General features: G+C 37.9%; 23 protein-coding genes. 9 read left to right on the top strand and 14 right to left on the bottom strand.

Going from position 1 to position 20788, the window contains the following annotated elements; genetic code table 11:
- Window positions 1–29: 29 nt before the first annotated feature.
- Complete coding sequence (locus tag BAQ44_RS28250) at window positions 30–281, bottom strand: YugE family protein (RefSeq protein WP_071725016.1); 252 nt, start codon at window positions 279–281, stop codon at window positions 30–32.
- Window positions 282–398: 117 nt separating this feature from the next.
- On the opposite strand from BAQ44_RS28250, the gene BAQ44_RS28245 reads away from it, so the two are divergent.
- The gene (locus BAQ44_RS28245) at window positions 399–1553 is read left to right on the top strand and encodes a MalY/PatB family protein (protein WP_071725014.1); all 1155 of its coding nucleotides are present in this window, start codon (window positions 399–401) and stop codon (window positions 1551–1553) included.
- 69 nt (window positions 1554–1622) lie between these two features.
- Here BAQ44_RS28245 and sodC read toward each other — a convergent pair whose 3' ends face one another.
- Together sodC and BAQ44_RS31245 are read right to left on the bottom strand one after the other, a co-directional pair.
- Window positions 1623–2162 (bottom strand): superoxide dismutase [Cu-Zn], encoded by a 540-nt coding sequence (gene sodC / locus BAQ44_RS28240; protein WP_071725013.1) that lies wholly within the window; start codon window positions 2160–2162, stop codon window positions 1623–1625.
- A 68-nt stretch (window positions 2163–2230) separates the two neighbouring features.
- Window positions 2231–2407, bottom strand: coding sequence for a hypothetical protein (locus BAQ44_RS31245; RefSeq protein ID WP_000982762.1), 177 nt, complete (start codon window positions 2405–2407; stop codon window positions 2231–2233).
- 164 nt (window positions 2408–2571) lie between these two features.
- Here BAQ44_RS31245 and kapB point away from each other — a divergent pair, with 164 nt between their 5' ends.
- The gene (gene kapB / locus BAQ44_RS28230; RefSeq protein WP_071725011.1) at window positions 2572–2955 is read left to right on the top strand and encodes a kinase-associated lipoprotein KapB; all 384 of its coding nucleotides are present in this window, start codon (window positions 2572–2574) and stop codon (window positions 2953–2955) included.
- Between the two features lie 41 nt (window positions 2956–2996).
- Here kapB and kapD read toward each other — a convergent pair whose 3' ends face one another.
- Entirely contained in the window at window positions 2997–3620 is a 624-nt protein-coding gene (kapD, locus tag BAQ44_RS28225) for a 3'-5' exonuclease KapD (RefSeq protein WP_061680142.1), read from the bottom strand.
- A 289-nt stretch (window positions 3621–3909) separates the two neighbouring features.
- Here kapD and BAQ44_RS28220 point away from each other — a divergent pair, with 289 nt between their 5' ends.
- Window positions 3910–5235 carry an ArsB/NhaD family transporter gene (locus tag BAQ44_RS28220; protein ID WP_071725008.1) on the top strand — a complete coding sequence of 442 codons (1326 nt, stop codon included), beginning with the start codon at window positions 3910–3912 and terminating at the stop codon, window positions 5233–5235.
- Window positions 5236–5345: 110 nt separating this feature from the next.
- Here the strand turns inward: BAQ44_RS28220 and BAQ44_RS28215 are convergent, their stop codons facing one another.
- Complete coding sequence (locus BAQ44_RS28215; RefSeq protein WP_071725006.1) at window positions 5346–5813, bottom strand: hypothetical protein; 468 nt, start codon at window positions 5811–5813, stop codon at window positions 5346–5348.
- Window positions 5814–5931: 118 nt separating this feature from the next.
- Between BAQ44_RS28215 and BAQ44_RS28210 the strand changes: the two genes are divergently transcribed.
- Together BAQ44_RS28210 and BAQ44_RS28205 are read left to right on the top strand one after the other, a co-directional pair.
- Complete coding sequence (locus tag BAQ44_RS28210) at window positions 5932–6645, top strand: DNA alkylation repair protein (RefSeq protein WP_071725004.1); 714 nt, start codon at window positions 5932–5934, stop codon at window positions 6643–6645.
- A 345-nt stretch (window positions 6646–6990) separates the two neighbouring features.
- Window positions 6991–8367 carry a glycine--tRNA ligase gene (locus BAQ44_RS28205; protein ID WP_000287155.1) on the top strand — a complete coding sequence of 459 codons (1377 nt, stop codon included), beginning with the start codon at window positions 6991–6993 and terminating at the stop codon, window positions 8365–8367.
- A gap of 38 nt (window positions 8368–8405) precedes the next feature.
- Here BAQ44_RS28205 and BAQ44_RS28200 read toward each other — a convergent pair whose 3' ends face one another.
- Complete coding sequence (locus BAQ44_RS28200; RefSeq protein ID WP_001140606.1) at window positions 8406–8789, bottom strand: hotdog fold thioesterase; 384 nt, start codon at window positions 8787–8789, stop codon at window positions 8406–8408.
- Window positions 8790–8884: 95 nt separating this feature from the next.
- Here BAQ44_RS28200 and BAQ44_RS28195 point away from each other — a divergent pair, with 95 nt between their 5' ends.
- The gene (locus tag BAQ44_RS28195) at window positions 8885–9628 is read left to right on the top strand and encodes a DUF3298 and DUF4163 domain-containing protein (RefSeq protein ID WP_071725001.1); all 744 of its coding nucleotides are present in this window, start codon (window positions 8885–8887) and stop codon (window positions 9626–9628) included.
- Between the two features lie 50 nt (window positions 9629–9678).
- Window positions 9679–10272 carry a biotin transporter BioY gene (locus BAQ44_RS28190; protein ID WP_001252151.1) on the top strand — a complete coding sequence of 198 codons (594 nt, stop codon included), beginning with the start codon at window positions 9679–9681 and terminating at the stop codon, window positions 10270–10272.
- Between the two features lie 44 nt (window positions 10273–10316).
- On the opposite strand, the gene galU is transcribed toward BAQ44_RS28190, so the two are convergent.
- Window positions 10317–11204: a UTP--glucose-1-phosphate uridylyltransferase GalU gene (gene galU / locus BAQ44_RS28185; RefSeq protein ID WP_063260540.1), complete on the bottom strand. Its 888-nt coding sequence runs from the start codon at window positions 11202–11204 to the stop codon at window positions 10317–10319.
- A gap of 108 nt (window positions 11205–11312) precedes the next feature.
- Window positions 11313–13037: a phospho-sugar mutase gene (locus tag BAQ44_RS28180; RefSeq protein WP_071724999.1), complete on the bottom strand. Its 1725-nt coding sequence runs from the start codon at window positions 13035–13037 to the stop codon at window positions 11313–11315.
- Window positions 13038–13180: 143 nt separating this feature from the next.
- Here BAQ44_RS28180 and cdaS point away from each other — a divergent pair, with 143 nt between their 5' ends.
- The gene (gene cdaS, locus BAQ44_RS28175) at window positions 13181–13786 is read left to right on the top strand and encodes a sporulation-specific diadenylate cyclase CdaS (protein ID WP_071724997.1); all 606 of its coding nucleotides are present in this window, start codon (window positions 13181–13183) and stop codon (window positions 13784–13786) included.
- A 91-nt stretch (window positions 13787–13877) separates the two neighbouring features.
- On the opposite strand, the gene pepA is transcribed toward cdaS, so the two are convergent.
- The 5 genes from pepA to BAQ44_RS28150 form a co-directional block, all read right to left on the bottom strand.
- Window positions 13878–15362 (bottom strand): cytosol aminopeptidase, encoded by a 1485-nt coding sequence (gene pepA / locus BAQ44_RS28170; RefSeq protein ID WP_071724994.1) that lies wholly within the window; start codon window positions 15360–15362, stop codon window positions 13878–13880.
- A gap of 128 nt (window positions 15363–15490) precedes the next feature.
- Window positions 15491–16117, bottom strand: coding sequence for a stationary phase survival protein SpsC (locus BAQ44_RS28165; protein WP_063260536.1), 627 nt, complete (start codon window positions 16115–16117; stop codon window positions 15491–15493).
- 86 nt (window positions 16118–16203) lie between these two features.
- On the bottom strand, window positions 16204–16521 hold the full coding sequence (locus BAQ44_RS28160; RefSeq protein WP_000027018.1) for a YuiB family protein: 318 nt from the start codon (window positions 16519–16521) through the stop codon (window positions 16204–16206).
- Window positions 16518–17024, bottom strand: coding sequence for an NUDIX hydrolase (locus BAQ44_RS28155; RefSeq protein ID WP_063260535.1), 507 nt, complete (start codon window positions 17022–17024; stop codon window positions 16518–16520). Before BAQ44_RS28155 ends, BAQ44_RS28160 begins: the two co-directional genes overlap by 4 nt.
- 122 nt (window positions 17025–17146) lie before the next feature.
- Window positions 17147–18355 carry an NAD(P)/FAD-dependent oxidoreductase gene (locus BAQ44_RS28150; RefSeq protein ID WP_000856609.1) on the bottom strand — a complete coding sequence of 403 codons (1209 nt, stop codon included), beginning with the start codon at window positions 18353–18355 and terminating at the stop codon, window positions 17147–17149.
- Between the two features lie 462 nt (window positions 18356–18817).
- Between BAQ44_RS28150 and BAQ44_RS28145 the strand changes: the two genes are divergently transcribed.
- Window positions 18818–19807 carry an NAD(P)/FAD-dependent oxidoreductase gene (locus BAQ44_RS28145; RefSeq protein WP_071724993.1) on the top strand — a complete coding sequence of 330 codons (990 nt, stop codon included), beginning with the start codon at window positions 18818–18820 and terminating at the stop codon, window positions 19805–19807.
- A 108-nt stretch (window positions 19808–19915) separates the two neighbouring features.
- On the opposite strand, the gene BAQ44_RS28140 is transcribed toward BAQ44_RS28145, so the two are convergent.
- On the bottom strand, window positions 19916–20788 hold an 873-nt coding region (locus BAQ44_RS28140), incomplete at its 5' end, for an LPXTG cell wall anchor domain-containing protein (protein ID WP_116758430.1).

Raw genomic sequence — 20788 nt, 5'->3', positions numbered from 1 at the left:
TGTAAAAGGCTGTCGGAAATTCCGACAGCCTACAATGAACAACTTCCACCTTCTTTTATTACAAGTAATTCCACAGCTAACCTCTCACATTTTTCAAGCGCAGGTACTTCCTCAAAAGACATAAAGTATATATGTTGAATCTTCTTTGCGATGTATTTCGAATCATCAAACACACTTACGACGTTCACAACATCGCTCGCTTCTGTTTCATAAAACTCCGGTCCCATTTGAAACGGATCCCAATTCTTCACAACCTCTATCATCTTTTCATATGTACCCATTCGCTTCCCGCCTTTTCACTTTTTAATACTTTTCTTTATCCTATCACATCAGCTATTCTATAAGAAGAGAGAGAACTTTCATAACTTATCGGTTTTACAGAAGAAGGGGGCAAACTTATGCAACTATTTCATAAAACAGTCAATCGACGTGGAACTCATAGTACAAAATGGGATACATATAAAAACGAAGAGCTTATCCATGCTTGGATTGCTGATATGGATTTTGAAGTACCACAACCAATTCAAACTGCTTTAAAGACACGTATCGAGCATCCTATTTTCGGCTACACACTTCCTCCCGAAAATATTGGAGATATTATTTGTAACTGGACAAAAAAACAGTATAACTGGGATATTCAAAAAGAATGGATTGTCTTTAGCGCCGGAATCGTTCCAGCTCTTAGTACGAGCATACAGGCCTTCACAAAAGAAAATGAATCCGTTCTCGTACAACCACCTATTTATCCACCATTTTTCGAAATGGTTACAACAAACAATAGACAATTATGCGTAAGTCCATTACAGAAACAAAATGATACATATGCGATAGACTTCGAGCATTTAGAAAAGCAATTTCAGCAAGGCGTCAAACTCATGCTTCTTTGTAGTCCTCACAATCCTATCGGGCGTGTTTGGTCAAAAGAGGAACTCACACAACTTGGCACGTTATGTACAAAATATAATGTAATCGTTGTCGCGGATGAAATTCATTCCGATATTATCTACGCAGATCATACGCATACACCATTCGCTTCCTTATCAGAAGAATTAGCAGCACGCACCATTACTTGTATGGCTCCGAGTAAAACATTTAATATCGCCGGATTACAGGCATCGATTATTATTATTCCAAACGAAAAACTCCGTCAGGCCTTTACATCTATCCAATATAGACAAGGCTTCCACGGATTAAATATATTCGCCTATACAGCGATGCAAAGTGCCTATACAGAATGCAACGATTGGCTAAATGAAATTCGATTATATATAGAAGATAACGCTCAATTCGCTTGTGAATATATTAAAAATCACATACCTGCTCTTTCTGTAACGAAACCAGAAGGTAGTTTTTTATTGTGGATTGATTGCTCTCGCCTACAGCTTTCTCAAAACGAACGCACTACACTGCTTGAAGAAAAAGGGAAAATCATCGTTGAGCCTGGTGAGAAATACGGATTAGGCGGAGAAGAACATATTCGAATTAACATCGGCTGTCCAAGATCTGTTTTAGAAGAAATTTTAAATAGACTGCGCCATACGTTTTCATCCTAAACTCTTTTGTAGGTAAATTGATATATTTTCACTTACGTTTCACAAAAAAGCTACCAGGCACGGTAGCTTTTACTTTTTCTTCATATCCGACGCTTTTTTTACAATGACACCACAAGCAATTCTATCACCAGATTTACCTGCTGGTTGTGTCATACCATCATCAGCGTTTTCTGTAATAATAATAGACGCTCCATCTTTTCTATGAATCGTCGTTTTTCCTTCTTCAAGCGTTATATGTGGTGCATCGATTTCTGCTTTAATCTTTCCAGAACTGTCTGCAATTACGTTCGGTAAATCACCGTTTTCTGCACCCTTTGGATTAAGAAGACCATGCTTTTTATTATCAGGATTGAAATGATTCCCAGATGATTCAAATCTTGGCGCTTTACACTCACCAATTTCGTGTACATGTATGCCGTGCGGGCCAGGTGCGAAACCTTCCCCTTTAACCGTAATTTTCACTCCGCTTGTTTGCTGCACTACTTTCGCAGTCCCCACTTCATCGCCTGAAGCATTATGTAATTTCACGTCAATTTCTTTCGGCTTTCCTTGGTCACAACCTGCCATCAGAAATAATAAACAACAACTGAAAAAAAGCCGTTTTTTCATTCTATTCCCTCCAAAATATATTCTGCCCTTAGATTGTCCGAGCATAGAGGGAAACATACAAAAATGAGTTACTGTTTCTTTTCCGCTAATAGTTTTTCTTCAACTTTCTGTAACCGATCTGCTTCTCGTTTTGATACACGAATGAACATACGCCACGTAGCAACAGCACCAATGATAAATAGAACGCAAACAATCCCTGGAATAATATATTCTGTTTTATCTTCCGGAAAATATAAAGGCATCATATTGAACACTCCTTATGATTGGATTGAAAAACATCAGAATTTTCTGTTATATATCTTTAAATTATAGTTGAACCGATTCATATTCTCAAGGGGTCGTTCCGAAAGAGAATGATTTCTTTGACTCCTTCGCGCACTTTCCTTACTATAAACTTGAGGTGAAAAATATGAGAGAAACATTTGAAATTGGCGAAATCGTTACTGGTATTTATAAAACTGGAAAATACATCGGCAAAGTTACAAATAGCCGCCCTGGCAGTTACGTCGTAAAAGTATTAGCTGTTTTAAAACATCCGGTGCAAGGTGACTTACATAACGTAAAACAAGCTGACGTACCATTTTTCCATGAAAGACGCGCTTTAGCTTTCCGTGAACAAACGAACATTCCGGAGCAAATGGTGAAGAAATATGAAGGGGAAATTCCAGAGTATACAGAGTCACTCAAATTAGCATTAGAAACTCAAATGAATTCATTTTCTGAAGATGATTCACCTTTTGCGGTTCGTAGTCTAGAAACATTAGAACAGTTAAAAAAAGACTACAAACTTTAAAAAAACAAAACGACCAAATTACATACTGTGCAATTTGGTCGTTACTGTGTACTCACTTTCTTTAACACTTTTGAAAAATCAACGAGTTCTCCTAATGTTGGCGGTGCTGGTTTCACTAAATACTCTTTATCTTTTTCTACTAATTTAAAAATATTATACGTCGTCATCGCATCATCTAGCGCACAATGATGCTTACCCGTCCCTGCTTTTCCATACGCCTCAATTGCTTTCCACAATCCTGTTTGATTTCTCTCCCCAAAAAACTTCTTATACTCGAGTGATAAATCACGACACTGTCCTAAGAATGGAAAGTCTACTCCCGCCATTTCACAATTATGTTTCAACACTTTCATATCCATATTTCCCCACGTAACAATGGTTGGTTTACATCTCTTTTCATATTCTGCAAGTTTTTCAACGAGTTCCGGAAACGAAATTCCTTTATCTACGACTTCTTGTTTGATTCCTAAAAATTTCTTACATCGATCCGTTAAAGAAGGAAAAGTTTTCGGCCTAACATGAGCTGAATACGTGTCTTCTACCTTACAGCCAACAACCGAGACGAGTCCTACCTCAATAATCTCCGGGAAAAATCCTTTTGGTTTTTTTCTGTGCTGGGGCATCGTAAACTCAAAATCCAAAAATAAAAATCGTTGTTCATCCATACGATCCCTTCCTTATCATCTTTGTCATTCCTTCCTATTTGACACTCCTACACGAACAAGCTCGAATGCTAATTCCATTTTAAATATTCAGATTGGATGTATCTTATATATATGTCAAATGCCCACAAATATTTTTAAAAATAAGAAAAAATGACCAATGCAGAAAATATGACAAAATACCCCCTCTCATTTACATCCTCCATTTTTCTACTTTATAATGACTTTATGTGTGTTTCTTCGAGAACATTTTTGACACACTAAGAAAAGTGAATGAAAGGAGATGAGAGTTTTGCACGAAACAACGCAAGAGCTCGCAAACTGGCAGTATTATTTTGCTATCGCAGTCTTTTTAATTACATATGCCATTATTATTTCTGAAAAAATTAATCGCGCTGTCATCGCACTTCTTGGCGCAGCACTTATGGTAATTATGGGGGTCGTTGATTTACACAACGCCTTTACGAAACATATTGAATGGGGGACGATTACGCTACTCATCGGTATGATGATTCTGGTGAATATTACGAGTAAATCGGGTGTCTTCCAATACGTTGCCATTAAAGCAGCAAAAGGAGCACAAGGAAATCCAATTAAAATTTTAATTTCACTTTCCTTACTTACTGCACTTGGTTCCGCATTTTTAGATAACGTTACAACTGTACTTCTTGTTGTTCCAGTTACTTTATCTATTACGCGCATACTGCAAGTAAATCCTGTTCCTTATTTACTTTCTGAAATTATTTTTTCAAACATTGGAGGAACAGCAACATTAATTGGTGATCCACCTAACATTATGATTGGTTCTGCAAATAAGCATTTAGATTTCAATGCGTTCTTGTTCAACTTAGCACCTATCGTAATCATTATTATTGCTGTTACAGCGACAATCCTTTACTTCATGTACCGTAAACAATTAATTGCTGATCCTGTACAAGTTAAGAAATTAATGAGTTTAGATGAAAAGCAATACATTAAAGATCCAGTATTAATGAAAAAATCTTTAACTGTACTTGGACTTACAATCGTAGGTTTCATGACTCATTCGATCTTCCATGTTGATGCAGCTATCATCGCTTTAACTGGCGCTACTGTACTTATGCTAATTGGTGTGAAAGAACATGAAATTGAAGAGGTATTCGCAAGTGTAGAGTGGGTAACAATCTTCTTCTTCGCAGGACTATTCGTACTAGTTGGAGGACTTATCGATATCGGTCTTATCAAAATGTTAGCTCAAAAAGTAATTGGAATAACGGGCGGAGATATTTCTTACGCGTCTATCCTTATTTTATGGGTATCTGGTATCGCCTCGGCAACGATTGATAACATTCCATTCGTTGCAACAATGATCCCACTTATTAACGATATGGCAGTTGGGCTAGGTTTATCACCTTCTGACGCACAAGTCGACGTATTATGGTGGGCATTAGCATTAGGTGCTTGTCTAGGTGGAAACGGAACATTAATCGGTGCTTCTGCTAACGTAATCGTTGCAGGTATCGCAAGCCGCGAAGGACATAAGTTTAGCTACATGGACTTCCTAAAAGTTGGTTTCCCAATTATGATCGTTTCATTAATCATTTCTCATATTTATATTTATTTACGCTACCTTATGTAGTAGAAAAGGGCTGTCCTATGTGGCAGCCCTTTTTTCTTAGTCAACGAAATATCAATTAACCAACAAAAAGCTGTTCCAAAATATCTTTGAAACAGCTCCCCCATATATATCTACTCGTTATATCTTACCGGCTCATTCCGAATAATAAATAAGTGGATCGGCAAGAAAACTGAAAATGTGATGGTATGAATAATTGTAAATAATATAGAATTCGTTCCGTACCTGTCTAAAATAGCGTAGATAAGATAAATAGACAGCACAACCGATACAGCTGTTGCTATTAAATATAGAATTGGTACGAAGTTAAAAATGAAACACGCGACATATATGCCAAATACTTTCCATCCTGCTTCTTCTTTTAAGAAATCTGGTAATTTATCTTTTGCTAAGTCACCCCAGATCTTACTATTTAAAAAAGGAATAAACGCAAGAGCACCATCCGTTGCACCATCATTTTTCGCCATCGTATACAGTGCAAAAGCCGTTAATAAATACGCAATAATTGCCCAAATCAATACAACAAGAATAAACGCAAAACTAAGAGCAAAGAAACCTGCTAGTACGCCTTGATCTTCCATCTTATCCTCTCCTCTCTACTCTCAACATATTTCATTACATGGCAAGTTATGTTTTAAAATTCAACCAAACTCTCTGTATAATAAGAGGAGTAAGATAATTAGAGAGGAGTACGGACTTATGCATCCATTTGTACAAGCATTACAAGAGCATTTCATAGCTCATAAAAACCTTGAAAAAGCGGAACCGATGGCACGTTATATGAAAAACCACTTCCCATTTCTCGGTATTCAAACACCTGAAAGAAGACAACTATTGAAAGACATCATCCAAATACATACTCTCCCAGATCCAAAAGATTTCCAAATTATCGTACGTGAGCTTTGGGATTTACCAGAACGTGAATTTCAGGCAGCAGCACTCGATATTATGCAAAAATATAAAAAGCATATAAACGAAACACATATCCCGTTTTTAGAAGAACTCATTGTAACAAAATCTTGGTGGGATTCTGTCGATAGCATCGTTCCTACATTTTTAGGGAATATCTTTTTAAAACATCCAGAATTAATTTCTGCCTATATTCCAAAATGGATTGCATCAGATAACATATGGTTGCAACGCGCCGCTATTTTATTCCAGCTAAAATATAAACAAAAAATGGATGAAGAACTTCTTTTCTGGATTATTGGACAACTACATTCTTCAAAAGAATTTTTCATTCAAAAAGCGATTGGCTGGGTCCTTCGCGAATATGCAAAAACAAAGCCTGATGCCGTTTGGGAATACGTGCAAAATAACGAGCTTGCCCCGCTTAGTAAACGTGAAGCAATTAAGCACATTAAAGAAAATTACGGAATAAATAACGAAAAAATAGGCGAGACTCTATCATAGATAGACGCGTTCCTCTATTGAGATTTAAAAAAGAACGTGTTAGAATATGTTCATTATTATTAATATAAGTAGCGATGACGGACTTATAAGTACTTGCACAAAAAGCGATTCAGGGATAGTGAAAGCCTGAAGCCGCAAGGAAACGGCAGTCTCGAGCAATACGTGATAAAGTGGATGCACCTGTTGTGTATCAACTAGGGTGGAACCGCGGGCAAACGCTCGTCCCTAGGCAATTAAGCCTTGGGATGAGCGTTTTTTTATGTTTTCAAAGCATATACCGCTCGTTTCACTAGTATCTGAGCACGTCATCGCCAATACGTTAACTTTCAAAAGGAGGATTTTATTATGTATTCAATGGAACAAGTTGTAAACTTAGCGAAACATCGCGGTTTTGTTTTCCCTGGTTCTGAAATTTACGGTGGTCTTGCAAACACTTGGGATTACGGTCCACTTGGAATCGAATTAAAAAATAACGTTAAAAAAGCTTGGTGGAAAAAATTCATTCAAGAATCTCCATACAACGTTGGTTTAGACGCAGCTATTTTAATGAACCCAAAAACTTGGATCGCTTCTGGTCACGTTGGTAACTTCAACGATCCAATGATCGACTGTAAAAAATGTAAAGCGCGTCACCGTGCTGACAAATTAATTGAAGATGCATTAGATGCAAAAGGCATCGAAATGGTTGTTGATGGTCTTACTTTCGACCAAATGGCTGACTTAATGAAAGAGCATGAAGTAAAATGTCCTGATTGTGGTAGTGAAGAATTCACTGAAATCCGTCAGTTCAACTTAATGTTCAAAACTTTCCAAGGTGTTACAGAGTCTAGCACAAACGAAATCTTCCTTCGTCCTGAAACAGCACAAGGTATTTTCGTAAACTTCAAAAACGTACAACGCTCTATGCGTAAAAAACTTCCATTTGGTATTGGCCAAATCGGTAAGAGCTTCCGTAACGAAATCACGCCTGGTAACTTCACATTCCGTACACGTGAATTCGAACAAATGGAGCTTGAATTCTTCTGTAAGCCTGGTGAAGATTTAGAGTGGTTCGCATTCTGGCGCGAAACTTGTAAGAACTGGTTACTTTCACTTGGTATGACTGAAGAAAGCATGCGTCTTCGTGACCACGGTGAAGAAGAGTTATCTCACTACAGTAACGCAACAACTGATATTGAGTTCCGATTCCCATTCGGTTGGGGCGAACTATGGGGCGTAGCATCTCGTACAGACTTCGATTTAAAACGTCACATGGAGCACTCTAACGAAGACTTTAACTATATCGATCCACAAACGAATGAGCGTTACGTACCGTACTGCATCGAGCCATCTTTAGGTGCTGACCGCGTAACATTAGCATTCTTATGTGATGCATATGAAGAAGAGCAATTAGAAAACGATTCTCGTACAGTTCTTCGTTTCCACCCTGCTTTAGCACCATACAAAGCAGCAATCTTACCATTATCTAAAAAGCTATCTGAAGGTGCTACTGAAGTATTCGCAGAACTAGCTAAAGACTTCATGGTAGACTTTGACGAAACTGGTTCTATCGGTAAACGTTACCGTCGTCAAGACGAAATCGGTACACCATTCTGTATCACTTACGACTTCGACTCAGTTGAAGACAAAGCTGTTACAGTACGTGACCGTGACACAATGGAACAAGTTCGTATGCCAATTAGCGAACTAAAAGGTTTCTTAGAGAAGAAAATCCAGTTCTAATGATAAGAAAAAGAGGCGCTCATGAGAGCGCCTCTTTTTTACTTTTCACGTTTTTCTTTAATTGCTACTGTACATCGTGATATGCATAGTAAATCATCATTTTCATCAATAATACGCACATCCCAAACCATCGTTGAATGTCCTCTATGTATCGGTGTCCCAATCGCTGTTACAATTCCATCTTTCTTTGAGCGAATGTGATTTGCATTAATTTCTAGACCGAAACAAATACATTTCTCTTGATCAATTAAATTGTATGAACCAACGCTTGCTACTGTTTCTGCTAATGCAAGGGATGCACCACCATGTAAAAATCCAAATGGCTGATGCGTACGCTCATCTACAGGCATCGTAGCAACTACCTTATCCTCTGTCATCTCTAACAACTCGATTCCAAGTGAATCCATTAAAGTTTTTGCCATCTCGTTTCCCCCTTCTCTTACTTTAATTAAATGTATAATTTTACCTGTTTATTTTCAAACTACTTATAACACTTATATAAGGAGGTTTCACCTAAATGAAACAGAAATTTTGTATATTACTGCTTATGTTCTCCTTGCTGACTATTGTACCAAATTGTGCACTAGCAGCCAAAGCATCCAACCTGACAATAGATGTTCAGACTGTGACGCAAAAAGGTAAGAAACCTTATATAGAATATCAAATTAACAGACCTTCTTTTCACAATTTTTCCGATTCTAAATTTCAAAATAAGCTCAATTTCTATTACAAGAAATCTACTGACAAATTTAAAGCCAAATTAGAAAAAGACGCAAAAAAATATTATAAAGAAACAGAAGGATCTAGTACACCATTTCACCCGTATGTGGCGAATGTTGATTATAAAGTCTCCTTAAATAAACCACCTTTTCTTAGTCTATATGTGAATTACTATCAATATACAGGCGGAGCACACGGTCTGTATACGTGGAAGGCAAACACATTTGATTTAAACGAAAAAAAGCTACTACACTTAGACGATTTATTTCAAAAAGCAGATACATATAAAGAAGTCATCCGTGCTGAAATTGTAAGGCAAATTAAACAAAATGAAAGCATCTATTTTCCCGATGCAACTGAAAAAGTCATGAGAACGAAAAAGTTCCACTTCTTTTTAGAACCAGACAATCTCGTCATTTATTTCCCTTTATATGAGATTGCTCCTTATTCAAGCGGAATTCCGCAATTTCGTATTCCGTATACGTTGCTAAGAGATTATTTGAAACCTTCTTATCAAAATATTTTGATTGACAACAAGTAAATATTTTCGCTACGATAATGTTAACCTAAAAACAACAGGAGGTTAACATTATGAGGAGATTTCATGTTTTAGATTTAGCATTAGCTGCCATGTTCGTTGCTCTTATGGCCATTGGTGCAAATATTGTATCTTGGGCACCATTCCTGCAAGTAGCGGGCATCCCATTATCTATGCAACCATTTTTTGCAATTTTAGCAGGGCTTCTTCTTGGAAGTAGACTTGGCGCATTATCAATGACTGTTTATATGCTTGTTGGATTAGCAGGTGCGCCAATCTTCGCTAACTTCAAAGCTGGTTTTGGAGCACTTTTAGATCCTACTGGTGGTTTTATTATTGCATTTATTATCGTTGCTTACGTATCAGGAAAACTAGTAGAACAAAAAGAACGACCAACATTCAGTACATTTGCAATTGCCTCTTTCACAGGAATCATTTTAACTTATATTATCGGCACTACTTATATGTACGGGGCAGTCAATTTCTTTATGGGTGGTAATATGAGTTATAAAGCTGCTTGGATGATTATGATGTGGTTTGCAGTAAAAGATATTGCATTTACAATTATCGGTGCTATTATCGCACCTCGCATATACTATGCTGTACGCCGTTCTGCTTATCAGCATTCTCATTCAACGATTTCATAATAAAAAAGAGTTATTTCAGTGTACTGAAATAACTCTTTTTTCTATTAAGAATTTTGATTCATGTGTTTTTCTAAAATTTTCTGCATCATTGGAACCATGTCATCACGTAATTCTGGGTGTTGCAGGGCCATTTCAATTGTCGTTTGAACGAATCCTAACTTTTCACCTACATCATAACGCGTTCCTTCGAAATCGTAAGCGAATACACGTTGAATTTCGTTTAAGTTTTGGATTGCATCTGTTAACTGAATTTCACCACCAGCACCAACATGTTGCTGTTCTAAGAACATGAAGATTTCAGGTGTTAAAACGTAACGTCCCATAATTGCTAAGTTTGAAGGTGCTGTACCTGCTGCTGGTTTCTCAACGAAATTGCGAACTTGGTAACGACGTCCTTCTTGCTCTAATGGGTCGATAATTCCGTAACGGTGTGTTTCATCTTCTGGAACCGTTTGTACACCAATAACAGAAGAAAGCGTTTTATCATATTCTTCAATTAATTGACGTAAACATGGTTTTTCAGCTTGAACGATATCATCACCTAATAAAACAGCGAATGGCTCATCACCGATGAATTTACGTGCACACCAAACTGCATGCCCTAATCCTTTTGGTTCTTTTTGACGGATATAGTGAATATCTACCATTTTTGAAGAAGCCTGTACTTTTTCAAGTAACTCATACTTTTTCTTTTCTAATAAGTTTTGCTCTAACTCAAATGCATTATCAAAATGATCTTCAATAGAGCGCTTCGTTTTACCAGTAACGATAATAATATCTTCGATTCCTGATTTTATTGCTTCTTCTACAATGTATTGGATAGTTGGTTTATCTACTATCGGTAACATTTCTTTTGGCATTGCTTTTGTAGCTGGTAAAAAACGTGTTCCTAATCCAGCTGCTGGGATTATCGCTTTTCTTACTCTTTTCATCACAAAATACCCTCTCTTCTGTCAGAATCAATAACGATCATTTCCTTACATAGAACAAAAGGGAGGTTTCACTCCCTTTTGTTCCCTACTACTTAAAATTACTTTATATTATAAACGATTCATAATATCTTCTTTAATAGTAAGTAACTTTTGTTCACTATTTTGTAAAGAATTGTCTTGAACACCGAAGTAGAACTTAATCTTCGGTTCAGTTCCAGATGGACGTAGGCAGAACCATGAACCATCTTCTAATTGATATTTTAACACATTTGATTTCGGTAAGTGAATCTCTTCTTTATGTCCATCTTGTAAAGATGTAACGATGCTCGCTTTATAGTCTTCAACTGCTACAACTGTTAAGCCAGCTACTTCTTTCGGAGGATTTTCACGGAATGTTGCCATCATTTCTTGGATTTGTTCCGCTCCATCTTTTCCTTTTAGCGTTAACGATACAAGATCTTCACGGAAGAAACCATACTTCTCAAATACTTCTAATAGACCATCGTATAACGTTTTTCCTTGTGACTTGTAGTATGCAGCTACTTCACATGCAAATAGAACAGATTGTACTGCATCTTTATCACGACAGAATGGACGGATTAAATAACCATAGCTTTCCTCATAACCGAATTGGAATTCGTATTGTCCGCTTTCTTCATACTGTTTAATTTTCTCACCAATAAATTTAAATCCAGTTAACGTATCAACTGTATCTAAACCGTATGCTTTCGCGATTGTACGGCCAATTTCAGATGTTACGATTGTTTTTAATACAACACCGTTCTCTGGAAGTATTCCGTTTTCTTTCTTTTGAGATAATAAGTAATCAAGCATTAATGCACCTGTTTGGTTACCAGTTAATACTTGGAACTCACCATCGTGATTACGAACTGCTACGCCAAGGCGGTCAGCGTCAGGATCCGTTGCGATTAACACATCTGCGCCTACCTTCTCACCGTCACGAATAGCATACTCAAACGCTGCATGCTCTTCTGGGTTCGGTGATTTAACTGTAGAGAAGTTCGGATCTGGTAACTCTTGCTCTTTTACAACTGTTACATCTGTAAATCCAACTTCTTCTAAACCACGGCGTACAGAAATATTTGATGTTCCGTGTAATGGTGTAAAGACGATTTTTAAGTCTTTCCCAACATTTTGTACCATTTCTTTATTAATGATGACATTGTTCAATTCTGCTGCATATGCATCATCTACTTCTTGTCCAATAATATGTAATAAACCATCAGCTTTTAATTGCTCCACATTAGCAACCTCAACTGTTAACTCATCCTCTACTGCATCTACATAGCTAATTAACTCATCAGCTTCTTTTGGAGGCAACTGCCCACCGTCTTCACCGTATACTTTATAACCGTTATATTCAGGTGGATTATGGCTTGCCGTAAGAACGATTCCACTCACTGTATGTAAATGACGAACTGCGAAAGAAAGCACTGGCGTTGGACGTAAGCTTTCAAACACATATGTTGTGATGCCGTGTGCACCAAGTGTAGCAGCTACTTCCATTGCGAATTCAGGTGATTTATGACGAGAATCGTACGCTACAACAACACCGCGCTTCTTCGCTTCTTCACCTAATTTTTCAATAAACGTCGCTAATCCTTGTGTCGCTTTACGAACTGTATATACATTTAAACGGTTCGTACCAGCACCAAGTTCACCACGCATACCACCTGTGCCGAATTCTAGATTTTTATAAAAGCTGTCCTCAATTTTCTTCTCATCTTGCTTCATGTTTTCTAACTGTTCTTTTAGTTCTGCGTCTAGCTCTGTATATGAAAGCCAGCGACTAAATTCTTGTTTCCAGTTCATACTTCTATCTCCTCTCGCTTGTCATACCTTTATTATATGAAAAAAACAACCTGTATCTCAATATTTTTTACAATCTAATAGGATTTTACTAAGAATATTTGTATACACTATGGCTAAATACTCCACTAAAGGGAATGAGGATTATGCAAGAATGGGGCTTGTCAGAAGAGCTCAAAATACAAACAAAGCAAATGATTGAAATTGCTGAGAAAGAATTATCAATTATGAGGCAAGCAATTGATAAAGAAGATGAATGTATTTTGTGCAAAATGGAAGATATTCATCATATGTTAGCCAATGTACAAACATTGGCAGCTACATACTATATTCAAGCGTATTTATCACCGTATACGGAAAGTTCATCGTTCATCACAACAGCTGTCCAGCATTTAAGCGCCCGAAAACATGGTGCTCTTATTGTTGTGGAACGAAACGAGACACTTGAATCTTGCATTCAGACTGGAACAACATTAAACGCTCATTTAACCGCACCGTTACTAGAATCTATTTTCTATCCTGGTAACCCTCTTCATGACGGCGCCGTTCTCGTTAAAAATAATCATATTGTTTCAGCTGCCAATATTCTTCCGTTAACGAAAAGCACAGAAGTTGACCCTGAGTTAGGAACACGTCACAGAGCTGCAATTGGCTTATCAGAAAAAAGCGATGCCCTTATTTTAGTTGTCTCTGAAGAAACAGGCCGCACTTCATTCGCTTTAAATGGGACGCTATATACGATTTCTTTATAAAGTGAAACGAGTTCATGTGGGATAAGACGACCATAGTCATCATAATAAAAAAGGCTGTTCCAACATGTTGGAACAGCCTTTCCTTATAATTTTATTCTTCTCCGAAACGTTCAACAAGTGTTGCAAGTGTACGTACCATTGCACCTGTTGCTCCAGCTGGCCCTAAATCATGCGCTCCTGACGTTTCAGATGTTCCAGCGATGTCTAAGTGTACCCACGGCGTATCTTCAGCGAATTCACCTAGGAATGTACCCGCCATAACCGCATGTCCTTCACGACCTGGTGAGTTATTTAAATCAGCAAACTTACTGTTTCTCACGCGTTCTTTATCACGATCAAAAATCGGTAATTGCCAAATTAATTCATCTGTTTCCATAGACGCCTCTAGCACTTGCTCAAACAACTCTTCATTGTTTGTCATTGCGCCTGTCGTATGATTTCCAAGTGCAACAATTACACCACCTGTTAATGTCGCAACATCAATCAGATAGTTTGCACCTAATTTTTTCGCATACGTAATACCGTCAGCTAATGCTAGGCGACCTTCTGCATCTGTATTTAATACTTCAATTGTTTTTCCGCTCATAGACGTGATGACATCATCTGGCTTAAATGCTGTACCACTTACAACGTTATCCGTTGATGGAATAACAGCGATCACATTTTGCTCTGGGCGAAGTTCACCGATAATTTCCATCGCACCTAATACAGCAGCAGCACCGCCCATATCACCTTTCATACCGACCATACCTTCACGTGGTTTTAATGAATAACCACCTGTATCGTATGTGATTCCTTTTCCAACGAATCCAATAACATCTGTCCACTCTTCTTTTCCTTTATAAATAAGAGCGATCATTTTTGGTGGTTCAGTAGATCCTTGGTTTACTGCAAGTAACGCACCCATACCAAGGTCTTCCATCTCTTCTTTCTCAAGAACTTTATAATCCATATCATACTTTTCCGCTAACTCAACAGCATACTCAGCAAGCTTCGTAGCTGTTAATACGTTTGGCGGCATATTTACAAGTGTACGAGCTGAATTTGTCGCATGTCCATGTACGTAACCAACTGTTAATGCAGCTTCAATTTCTTGTGCATCTTCCGCTGTAATAGCCGTGAACTTCTCTAATTCCACACGGTCCTTTTGATCTGATTTATACGTTTCTAATTCATATGTACCAAGACCTTGTACTTCTGCTGCAATGTGAGCTACATCAATTGCGTCTAATTTCTCTGTTACGAAAGAATCAAGTAAGATTGCTGCATCTTGTACTTTTGCTGCTTGTAACGTTTTAAACGCCTTACCAAGAGCCGCACGTAACGTTTCCGTCGTATAAGATTCTTTCTTACCTAAACCAACGAAATAATAACGTTTCACATTTGTTTTTCCTAAACTATGTACTTTTGAAATAGCTTTCTTCTTCGTAGAAAGTTCTTTCTCTTCTAATAAAACTTGTAATTGTCCTTCAAACGCTTTGTCCAGTTCTTGTACAAAACTACTCGTTTTCTCTTCTTCAAATAAGGCAACAATTACCGCTTCATGGCTTGCTAATTCTTTTTGTACTTGAAACATGTTCAGACCCCCTAAATTTCTCTACTCTACCTTTATTATAACTTTATTTTCGATAAAATGCGACAATTCTAACTTCTGCTATTACCTCCATTATGAAACAAAAAAAGTCTAGCGTACTTACCACTAGACTATCTTTGTTTTAAATATTGACCGCGGAACACTTGCATTGTTTCGTCTTGATTTAACATCGTTAACTCTTCCTCTGAAAACTTACCATTTCCAACTTTCACTACATACACATTTACTTTTTTCTTACCCCATTGGCTATAAACATCTTTCACCGTATCATAATACAGATCAAGACGGTTTCCTTTTATCGCACCGCCCTTATCAGCTACTACACCATACCCATATCCTGGTACGAATAAAATTGTCCCAATTGGGAATACGCGTAAATCCGCAGCGATTGTGGAATATAAATCCCTTTTCGCCTTAACACCTGAATATGTAATACCATACTCCGGATGTCCTGGCCTCTTGCCAGTTGACTCAATTCCCGACGTATAACCTGTTGCAGTCATTTCAATTGAACGATATTTAGACCAGTCGTTTGCCTGCTCTAAAGCATTTATCACTTCTTTACTCGGAGCAACATTTCTCTTAACTTCTGCTGCATGTACTTCTTTTGCACTCGTTCCCTCATATTTCTTTACAATCTCTAATAAAGAAACTCCTGTGAAAGCATTCCATGTTACGCATAATGCGGATACAAGTAAACAAGTCATCATAATGCGAATACAATATCGTTTTAACATTTTTATATTCCACACTCCTTCATCGTTAATCATTCCCTATACGATGAAGGAATATGCAAAAAAATAATCTCCAAATGAATTGGAGATTAAAACATTTGATATCCGCTTTTCCGGAGTTTCTTAATTACGATTCCTGCTAATGCAGCACCTACTAATCCAGTAGATAAAATAAACATATCTGCTTGTCCTAAATGCGATACACTTGTCCCAAATGAAGAAAATGTTTCTTTTGGCTTTGAAAAATAATCCCACACACTCGCCTTATTAATAATAAGCATACAAACAATCGGATACACAATAACCATTACCCACGTAGCTCGCAAAATCATGTTGAGTAAAAATCCAATTCCAAAAAACAAAATGAAAAATAACATCATTGAAATAAGTAGTACCGGTATACTCACTCTTTCTCCCTCTCCTTCGTATGCGCCGTAAATACGTGATAGGCGGTATAACCAAATTGTTCACCTGGATTTAATGTTTTGTCCATTTCAAGATGTAGTTCTGATTTTCTTTCTAACAAATATTTAATCAGTACAGACGTATTCGGATCGTCCGCAATCGTATCTGGATGTAGAAATGCTACTTCAGACAATTCTTTCTCCTGTACAATAATATTTTCTCCTTCAGGCTCCAAAAGGAAAATAATCATATTATCACTAATCTCATTGCGAATCACACCCGATCGAACACCAATGATCCCCTTCACATGAGCGACAATGCCTGTCTCTTCTAACACTTCACGTTTCACAGCTTCATCAACCGTCTCACCTTCATTTACAAAACCAGCCGGCAAAGACCATTTTCCCTTTAATCCACTGTACTTCTTCTTAACGAAGAGCCACCTGCCATCTTTTGTAGCTACTAGGCCACCGACAGCTAGCCATACTTTCCCTCGTTTCTCCATGATGTCATACCCTCCTCTACCAGAACGGACAGAATATTCTTTCTTTTTATACATTATACTATATTTTTAAAATGAAAAAAGCAGAAACAGCTCTTAGCCGTTTCTGCTTTTTCTACTATATATTAAAAGAACTTTAATTTACCTTTTTTAAGAACTAATAAAGGTCCACCTAATAAGAATAGGTAACGGTTATCGATTACTTTCTTCATGAAGGAAGCTTTCCAACCTGTTAACTTTTTGCCCATAACAACGCCCATTGCATCGTCATGACCTAAAGAACATACAGATCCTTTATTATCGAATGCGAATTTCTTCATTTCGCCCTTGCCACGAACTAAAACAGTTAAGTTGTGTGCAATGTTGTAACCTTGTTGAATTGCGATTTGTGCTGTTGGTGGGTATGGACGGTTAATTTCTTCGTTAATGATTAACGCTGCGTCACCAACCATGAATACTTCTTCGTATCCTGGAGCGTGCATGTACTCATCAACTTTTACACGTCCGCGCATTGCTTCAAAGCCAGACTCTTCCACAATACCGTTACCACGAACACCTGCAGCCCAAACTACTGTTTCAGACTTAATTAATTCAGTATCATCACCATTTGCAACGATAATACCTTCTTCAGTTGCTTCTTTAATTGCTGTACCGATGCGGAATTCTACACCTTTTTTCTCAAGTTGTTTCACAGCGTATTCTACTAATGCTGGATCAAAACCTGGAAGTGCTGTTGGAGCAGCTTCTACACAGATGATACGTGCTTTTTCACGTGGTACATTGTACTCTTTGCAAAGTTCAGGAACACGGTTTGCAAGCTCACCTACGTACTCGATACCAGTAAATCCAGCACCACCAACAACGATTGTTACTAACTCATCGCGTTGTTCAGTTGCATATTTAGCGAAACTAGCTTCCATATGCTCACGAATTTCACGAGTTGCATTAATGTTAGCGATTGAGAATGCATGCTCCTTTAATCCTGTAATTCCGAATGTTTCTGATTCGAAACCAAGACCGATTACTAAGTAGTCATACTCTAACTCGCCGTCTTTTAAGATAATGCGTTTTTCAGCAGCTTTAATTTCTACTACTGTATCTTGTACAAAGTTTACTTTATTTGTATCAATAACGTCTTGAATATCTAGACAGATTTTTTCATCTTGTAATGTACCAGCTGCGCTCTCATGTAACCAAGTCGCTTGGTAGTGATAGCTGTTGTTGTTTACTAACGTAATTTCAGCTTCATTTACAGATAATGCTTTTTGCAGACGAACAGTCGTAATCATCCCGCCATAACCTGCACCTAAAACTACGATTTTTGGAGTCTTCACCAAATCACAACCCTTTTCTTTATATAATAGTAATGAAAAATAATACCAAGTACTAAAAACTCTATTTGTCAAGAATGTGGAATTTATCACATTCTATATCATAACAAAACGCAGTCAAAAAATCGTACGAATTTTGTCATAGAAATTTAACATAATACTTCCCTATATTAGTCGGTTTTATTCCAGAATTCAAGCGTCTGGCGAATTATCAATATTTTAAAATAACATAGCGTTTTCAAGGGTTTTTCAGCCTTTTTTTCATGTATTTTCCTTTCGCCATATTTTATACAATTTAAAAAGCATCTATGCGAAAACTTACACACAATTCAGTCGTTTTCAGAAGTATTATGAACTCAAATATGCTATCATTTATTTGAAAGTGTCATCATTTGCAGGATTTTCGTGTACATATGAACAATATATGAAATCAATATCAAAATTCCATCTATAGGGGGAATGAAAGTGGCAGAAAATCAAAAAGTTTACGACATAACAATCATTGGTGGTGGTCCAACAGGACTATTCACAGCATTTTATGGCGGTATGAGACAAGCAAGTGTAAAAATCATTGAAAGCTTACCTCAACTTGGAGGACAATTATCCGCACTCTACCCTGAAAAATACATTTATGATGTAGCCGGATTCCCAAAAGTGCGCGCACAAGAATTAGTTGATAACTTAAAAGAGCAAATGAAGAAATTTGACCCAACTGTTTGTTTAGAAGAAGCTGTTGATACGCTTGAGAAACAAGCTGACGGTATATTTAAACTTGTTACGAATAAGCAAACTCACTATTCTAAATCAGTTATTATTACTGCTGGCAATGGTGCTTTTCAACCACGCCGCTTAGAATTAGAAGGGACAGCAAAGTACGAAAAGAAAAACTTACATTATTTTGTTGATGATATGAATAAATTTGCTGGTAAGCGCGTCGTAGTATTTGGCGGCGGCGACTCAGCTGTTGATTGGACAATGATGTTAGAGCCAATCGCTGACAAAGTTACAATCGTTCATCGACGTGATAAATTCCGTGCGCATGAACATAGCGTAGAAAGCTTAATGAATTCTCGCGCAGAAGTAAGCACACCGTATGTTCCAGTTGAGCTCATTGGTGATGACAAAATTGAACAAGTCATTCTTCAACACGTAAAAACGGAAGAAAAAATTATCATCGATGTTGATGATGTAATCGTAAACTACGGCTTCGTTTCCTCTCTTGGCCCAATTAAAAACTGGGGCTTAGATATACAAAAAAACAGCATTCTCGTGAACTCAAAAATGGAAACAAATATTCCTGGCATTTACGCTGCTGGTGACATTTGTACATATGAAGGAAAAGTAAAACTCATTGCTTGCGGCTTCGGTGAAGCACCAACAGCAGTAAACAATGCAAAAGCTTACTTCGATCCAAACGCAAAACTTCAACCAATGCATAGCTCGAGTATGTTTTAATATGTAAAATAAAGCTCCTTCCATACATGGAAGGAGCTTTTCTTTATATATTAGAAAACGAAAGTACAATGAATCCGATACATGATCGAACTCATTGTGCTTTTAAAATTACTGTTTTCTTCTTCTACCTAATATGAATAATACTCCGCTGACTAAGAATGAAATTCCCGCGCCAACTGACATCATCCATGGAGACGCTGCTCCAGTTTTCGGTAATTCTCTTTCTACTTTTACTTGTGGCTCTTTAATCAATTTTTCTAGTCTTATTTCCGGATCTTCCGGCTTCACTTCTGGTTTCTTCGGTTCCTCCGGTTTCACTTCTGGTTCTTTCGGATCTTCCGGCTTCACTTCTGGTTTCTTCGGTTCCTCCGGCTTCACTTCTGGTTTCTTCGGTTCCTCCGGTTTCACCTCTGGCTCTTTCGGATCTTCCGGTTTCACCTTTGGCTCTTTCGGATCTTCCGGTTTCACTTCTGGTTCTTTCGGATCTTCCGGCTTCACCTCTGGCTCTTTCGGATCTTCCGGTTTCACTTCTGGCTCTTTCGGGTCTTCCGGCTTCACCTCTGGCTCTTTCGGGTCTTCCGGCTTCACTTCTGGTTCTTTCGGATCTTCCGGCTTCACTTCTGGTTCTTTCGGATCTTCCGGCTTCACTTCTGGTTCTTTCGGATCTTCCGGTTTCACTTCTGGCTCTTTCGGATCTTCCGGTTTCACTTCTGGTTCTTTCGGGTCTTCCGGTTTCACCTCTGGCTCTTTCGGATCTTCCGGCTTCACTTCTGGTTCTTTCGGATCTTCCGGTTTCACCTCTGGTTCTTTCGGATCTTCCGGTTTCACTTCTGGCTCTTTCGGATCTTCCGGTTTCACTTCTGGCTCTTTCGGATCTTCCGGTTTCACCTCTGGTTCTTTCGGATCTTCCGGCTTCACTTCTGGTTCTTTCGGATCTTCCGGTTTCACTTCTGGTTCTTTCGGATCTTCCGGTTTCACTTC

This window comes from Bacillus mobilis (assembly GCF_001884045.1).
GTDB lineage: Bacteria > Bacillota > Bacilli > Bacillales > Bacillaceae_G > Bacillus_A > Bacillus_A mobilis.
Note: the sequence above shows the minus strand (reverse complement) of the source record. Positions and strands in the feature narration are given on the sequence as shown.

Bases quoted from the DNA above. Each gene is read 5' to 3' on its own strand.
- BAQ44_RS28180 (WP_071724999.1), bottom strand. From the start codon at position 13,037: ATGAACTGGAAACAAGAATTTAGTCGCTGGCTTTCATATACAGAGCTA.
- BAQ44_RS28215 (WP_071725006.1), bottom strand. From the start codon at position 5,813: ATGGAAGATCAAGGCGTACTAGCAGGTTTCTTTGCTCTTAGTTTTGCG.
- BAQ44_RS31245 (WP_000982762.1), bottom strand. From the start codon at position 2,407: ATGATGCCTTTATATTTTCCGGAAGATAAAACAGAATATATTATTCCA.
- BAQ44_RS28165 (WP_063260536.1), bottom strand. From the start codon at position 16,117: ATGTTAAAACGATATTGTATTCGCATTATGATGACTTGTTTACTTGTA.
- galU (WP_063260540.1), bottom strand. From the start codon at position 11,204: ATGAAAAGAGTAAGAAAAGCGATAATCCCAGCAGCTGGATTAGGAACA.
- cdaS (WP_071724997.1), top strand. From the start codon at position 13,181: ATGCAAGAATGGGGCTTGTCAGAAGAGCTCAAAATACAAACAAAGCAA.
- pepA (WP_071724994.1), bottom strand. From the start codon at position 15,362: ATGTTTCAAGTACAAAAAGAATTAGCAAGCCATGAAGCGGTAATTGTT.
- BAQ44_RS28200 (WP_001140606.1), bottom strand. From the start codon at position 8,789: ATGGCAAAAACTTTAATGGATTCACTTGGAATCGAGTTGTTAGAGATG.
- BAQ44_RS28195 (WP_071725001.1), top strand. From the start codon at position 8,885: ATGAAACAGAAATTTTGTATATTACTGCTTATGTTCTCCTTGCTGACT.
- BAQ44_RS28155 (WP_063260535.1), bottom strand. From the start codon at position 17,024: ATGGAGAAACGAGGGAAAGTATGGCTAGCTGTCGGTGGCCTAGTAGCT.
- BAQ44_RS28190 (WP_001252151.1), top strand. From the start codon at position 9,679: ATGAGGAGATTTCATGTTTTAGATTTAGCATTAGCTGCCATGTTCGTT.
- BAQ44_RS28210 (WP_071725004.1), top strand. From the start codon at position 5,932: ATGCATCCATTTGTACAAGCATTACAAGAGCATTTCATAGCTCATAAA.
- BAQ44_RS28205 (WP_000287155.1), top strand. From the start codon at position 6,991: ATGTATTCAATGGAACAAGTTGTAAACTTAGCGAAACATCGCGGTTTT.
- kapB (WP_071725011.1), top strand. From the start codon at position 2,572: ATGAGAGAAACATTTGAAATTGGCGAAATCGTTACTGGTATTTATAAA.
- kapD (WP_061680142.1), bottom strand. From the start codon at position 3,620: ATGGATGAACAACGATTTTTATTTTTGGATTTTGAGTTTACGATGCCC.
- BAQ44_RS28245 (WP_071725014.1), top strand. From the start codon at position 399: ATGCAACTATTTCATAAAACAGTCAATCGACGTGGAACTCATAGTACA.
- sodC (WP_071725013.1), bottom strand. From the start codon at position 2,162: ATGAAAAAACGGCTTTTTTTCAGTTGTTGTTTATTATTTCTGATGGCA.
- BAQ44_RS28250 (WP_071725016.1), bottom strand. From the start codon at position 281: ATGGGTACATATGAAAAGATGATAGAGGTTGTGAAGAATTGGGATCCG.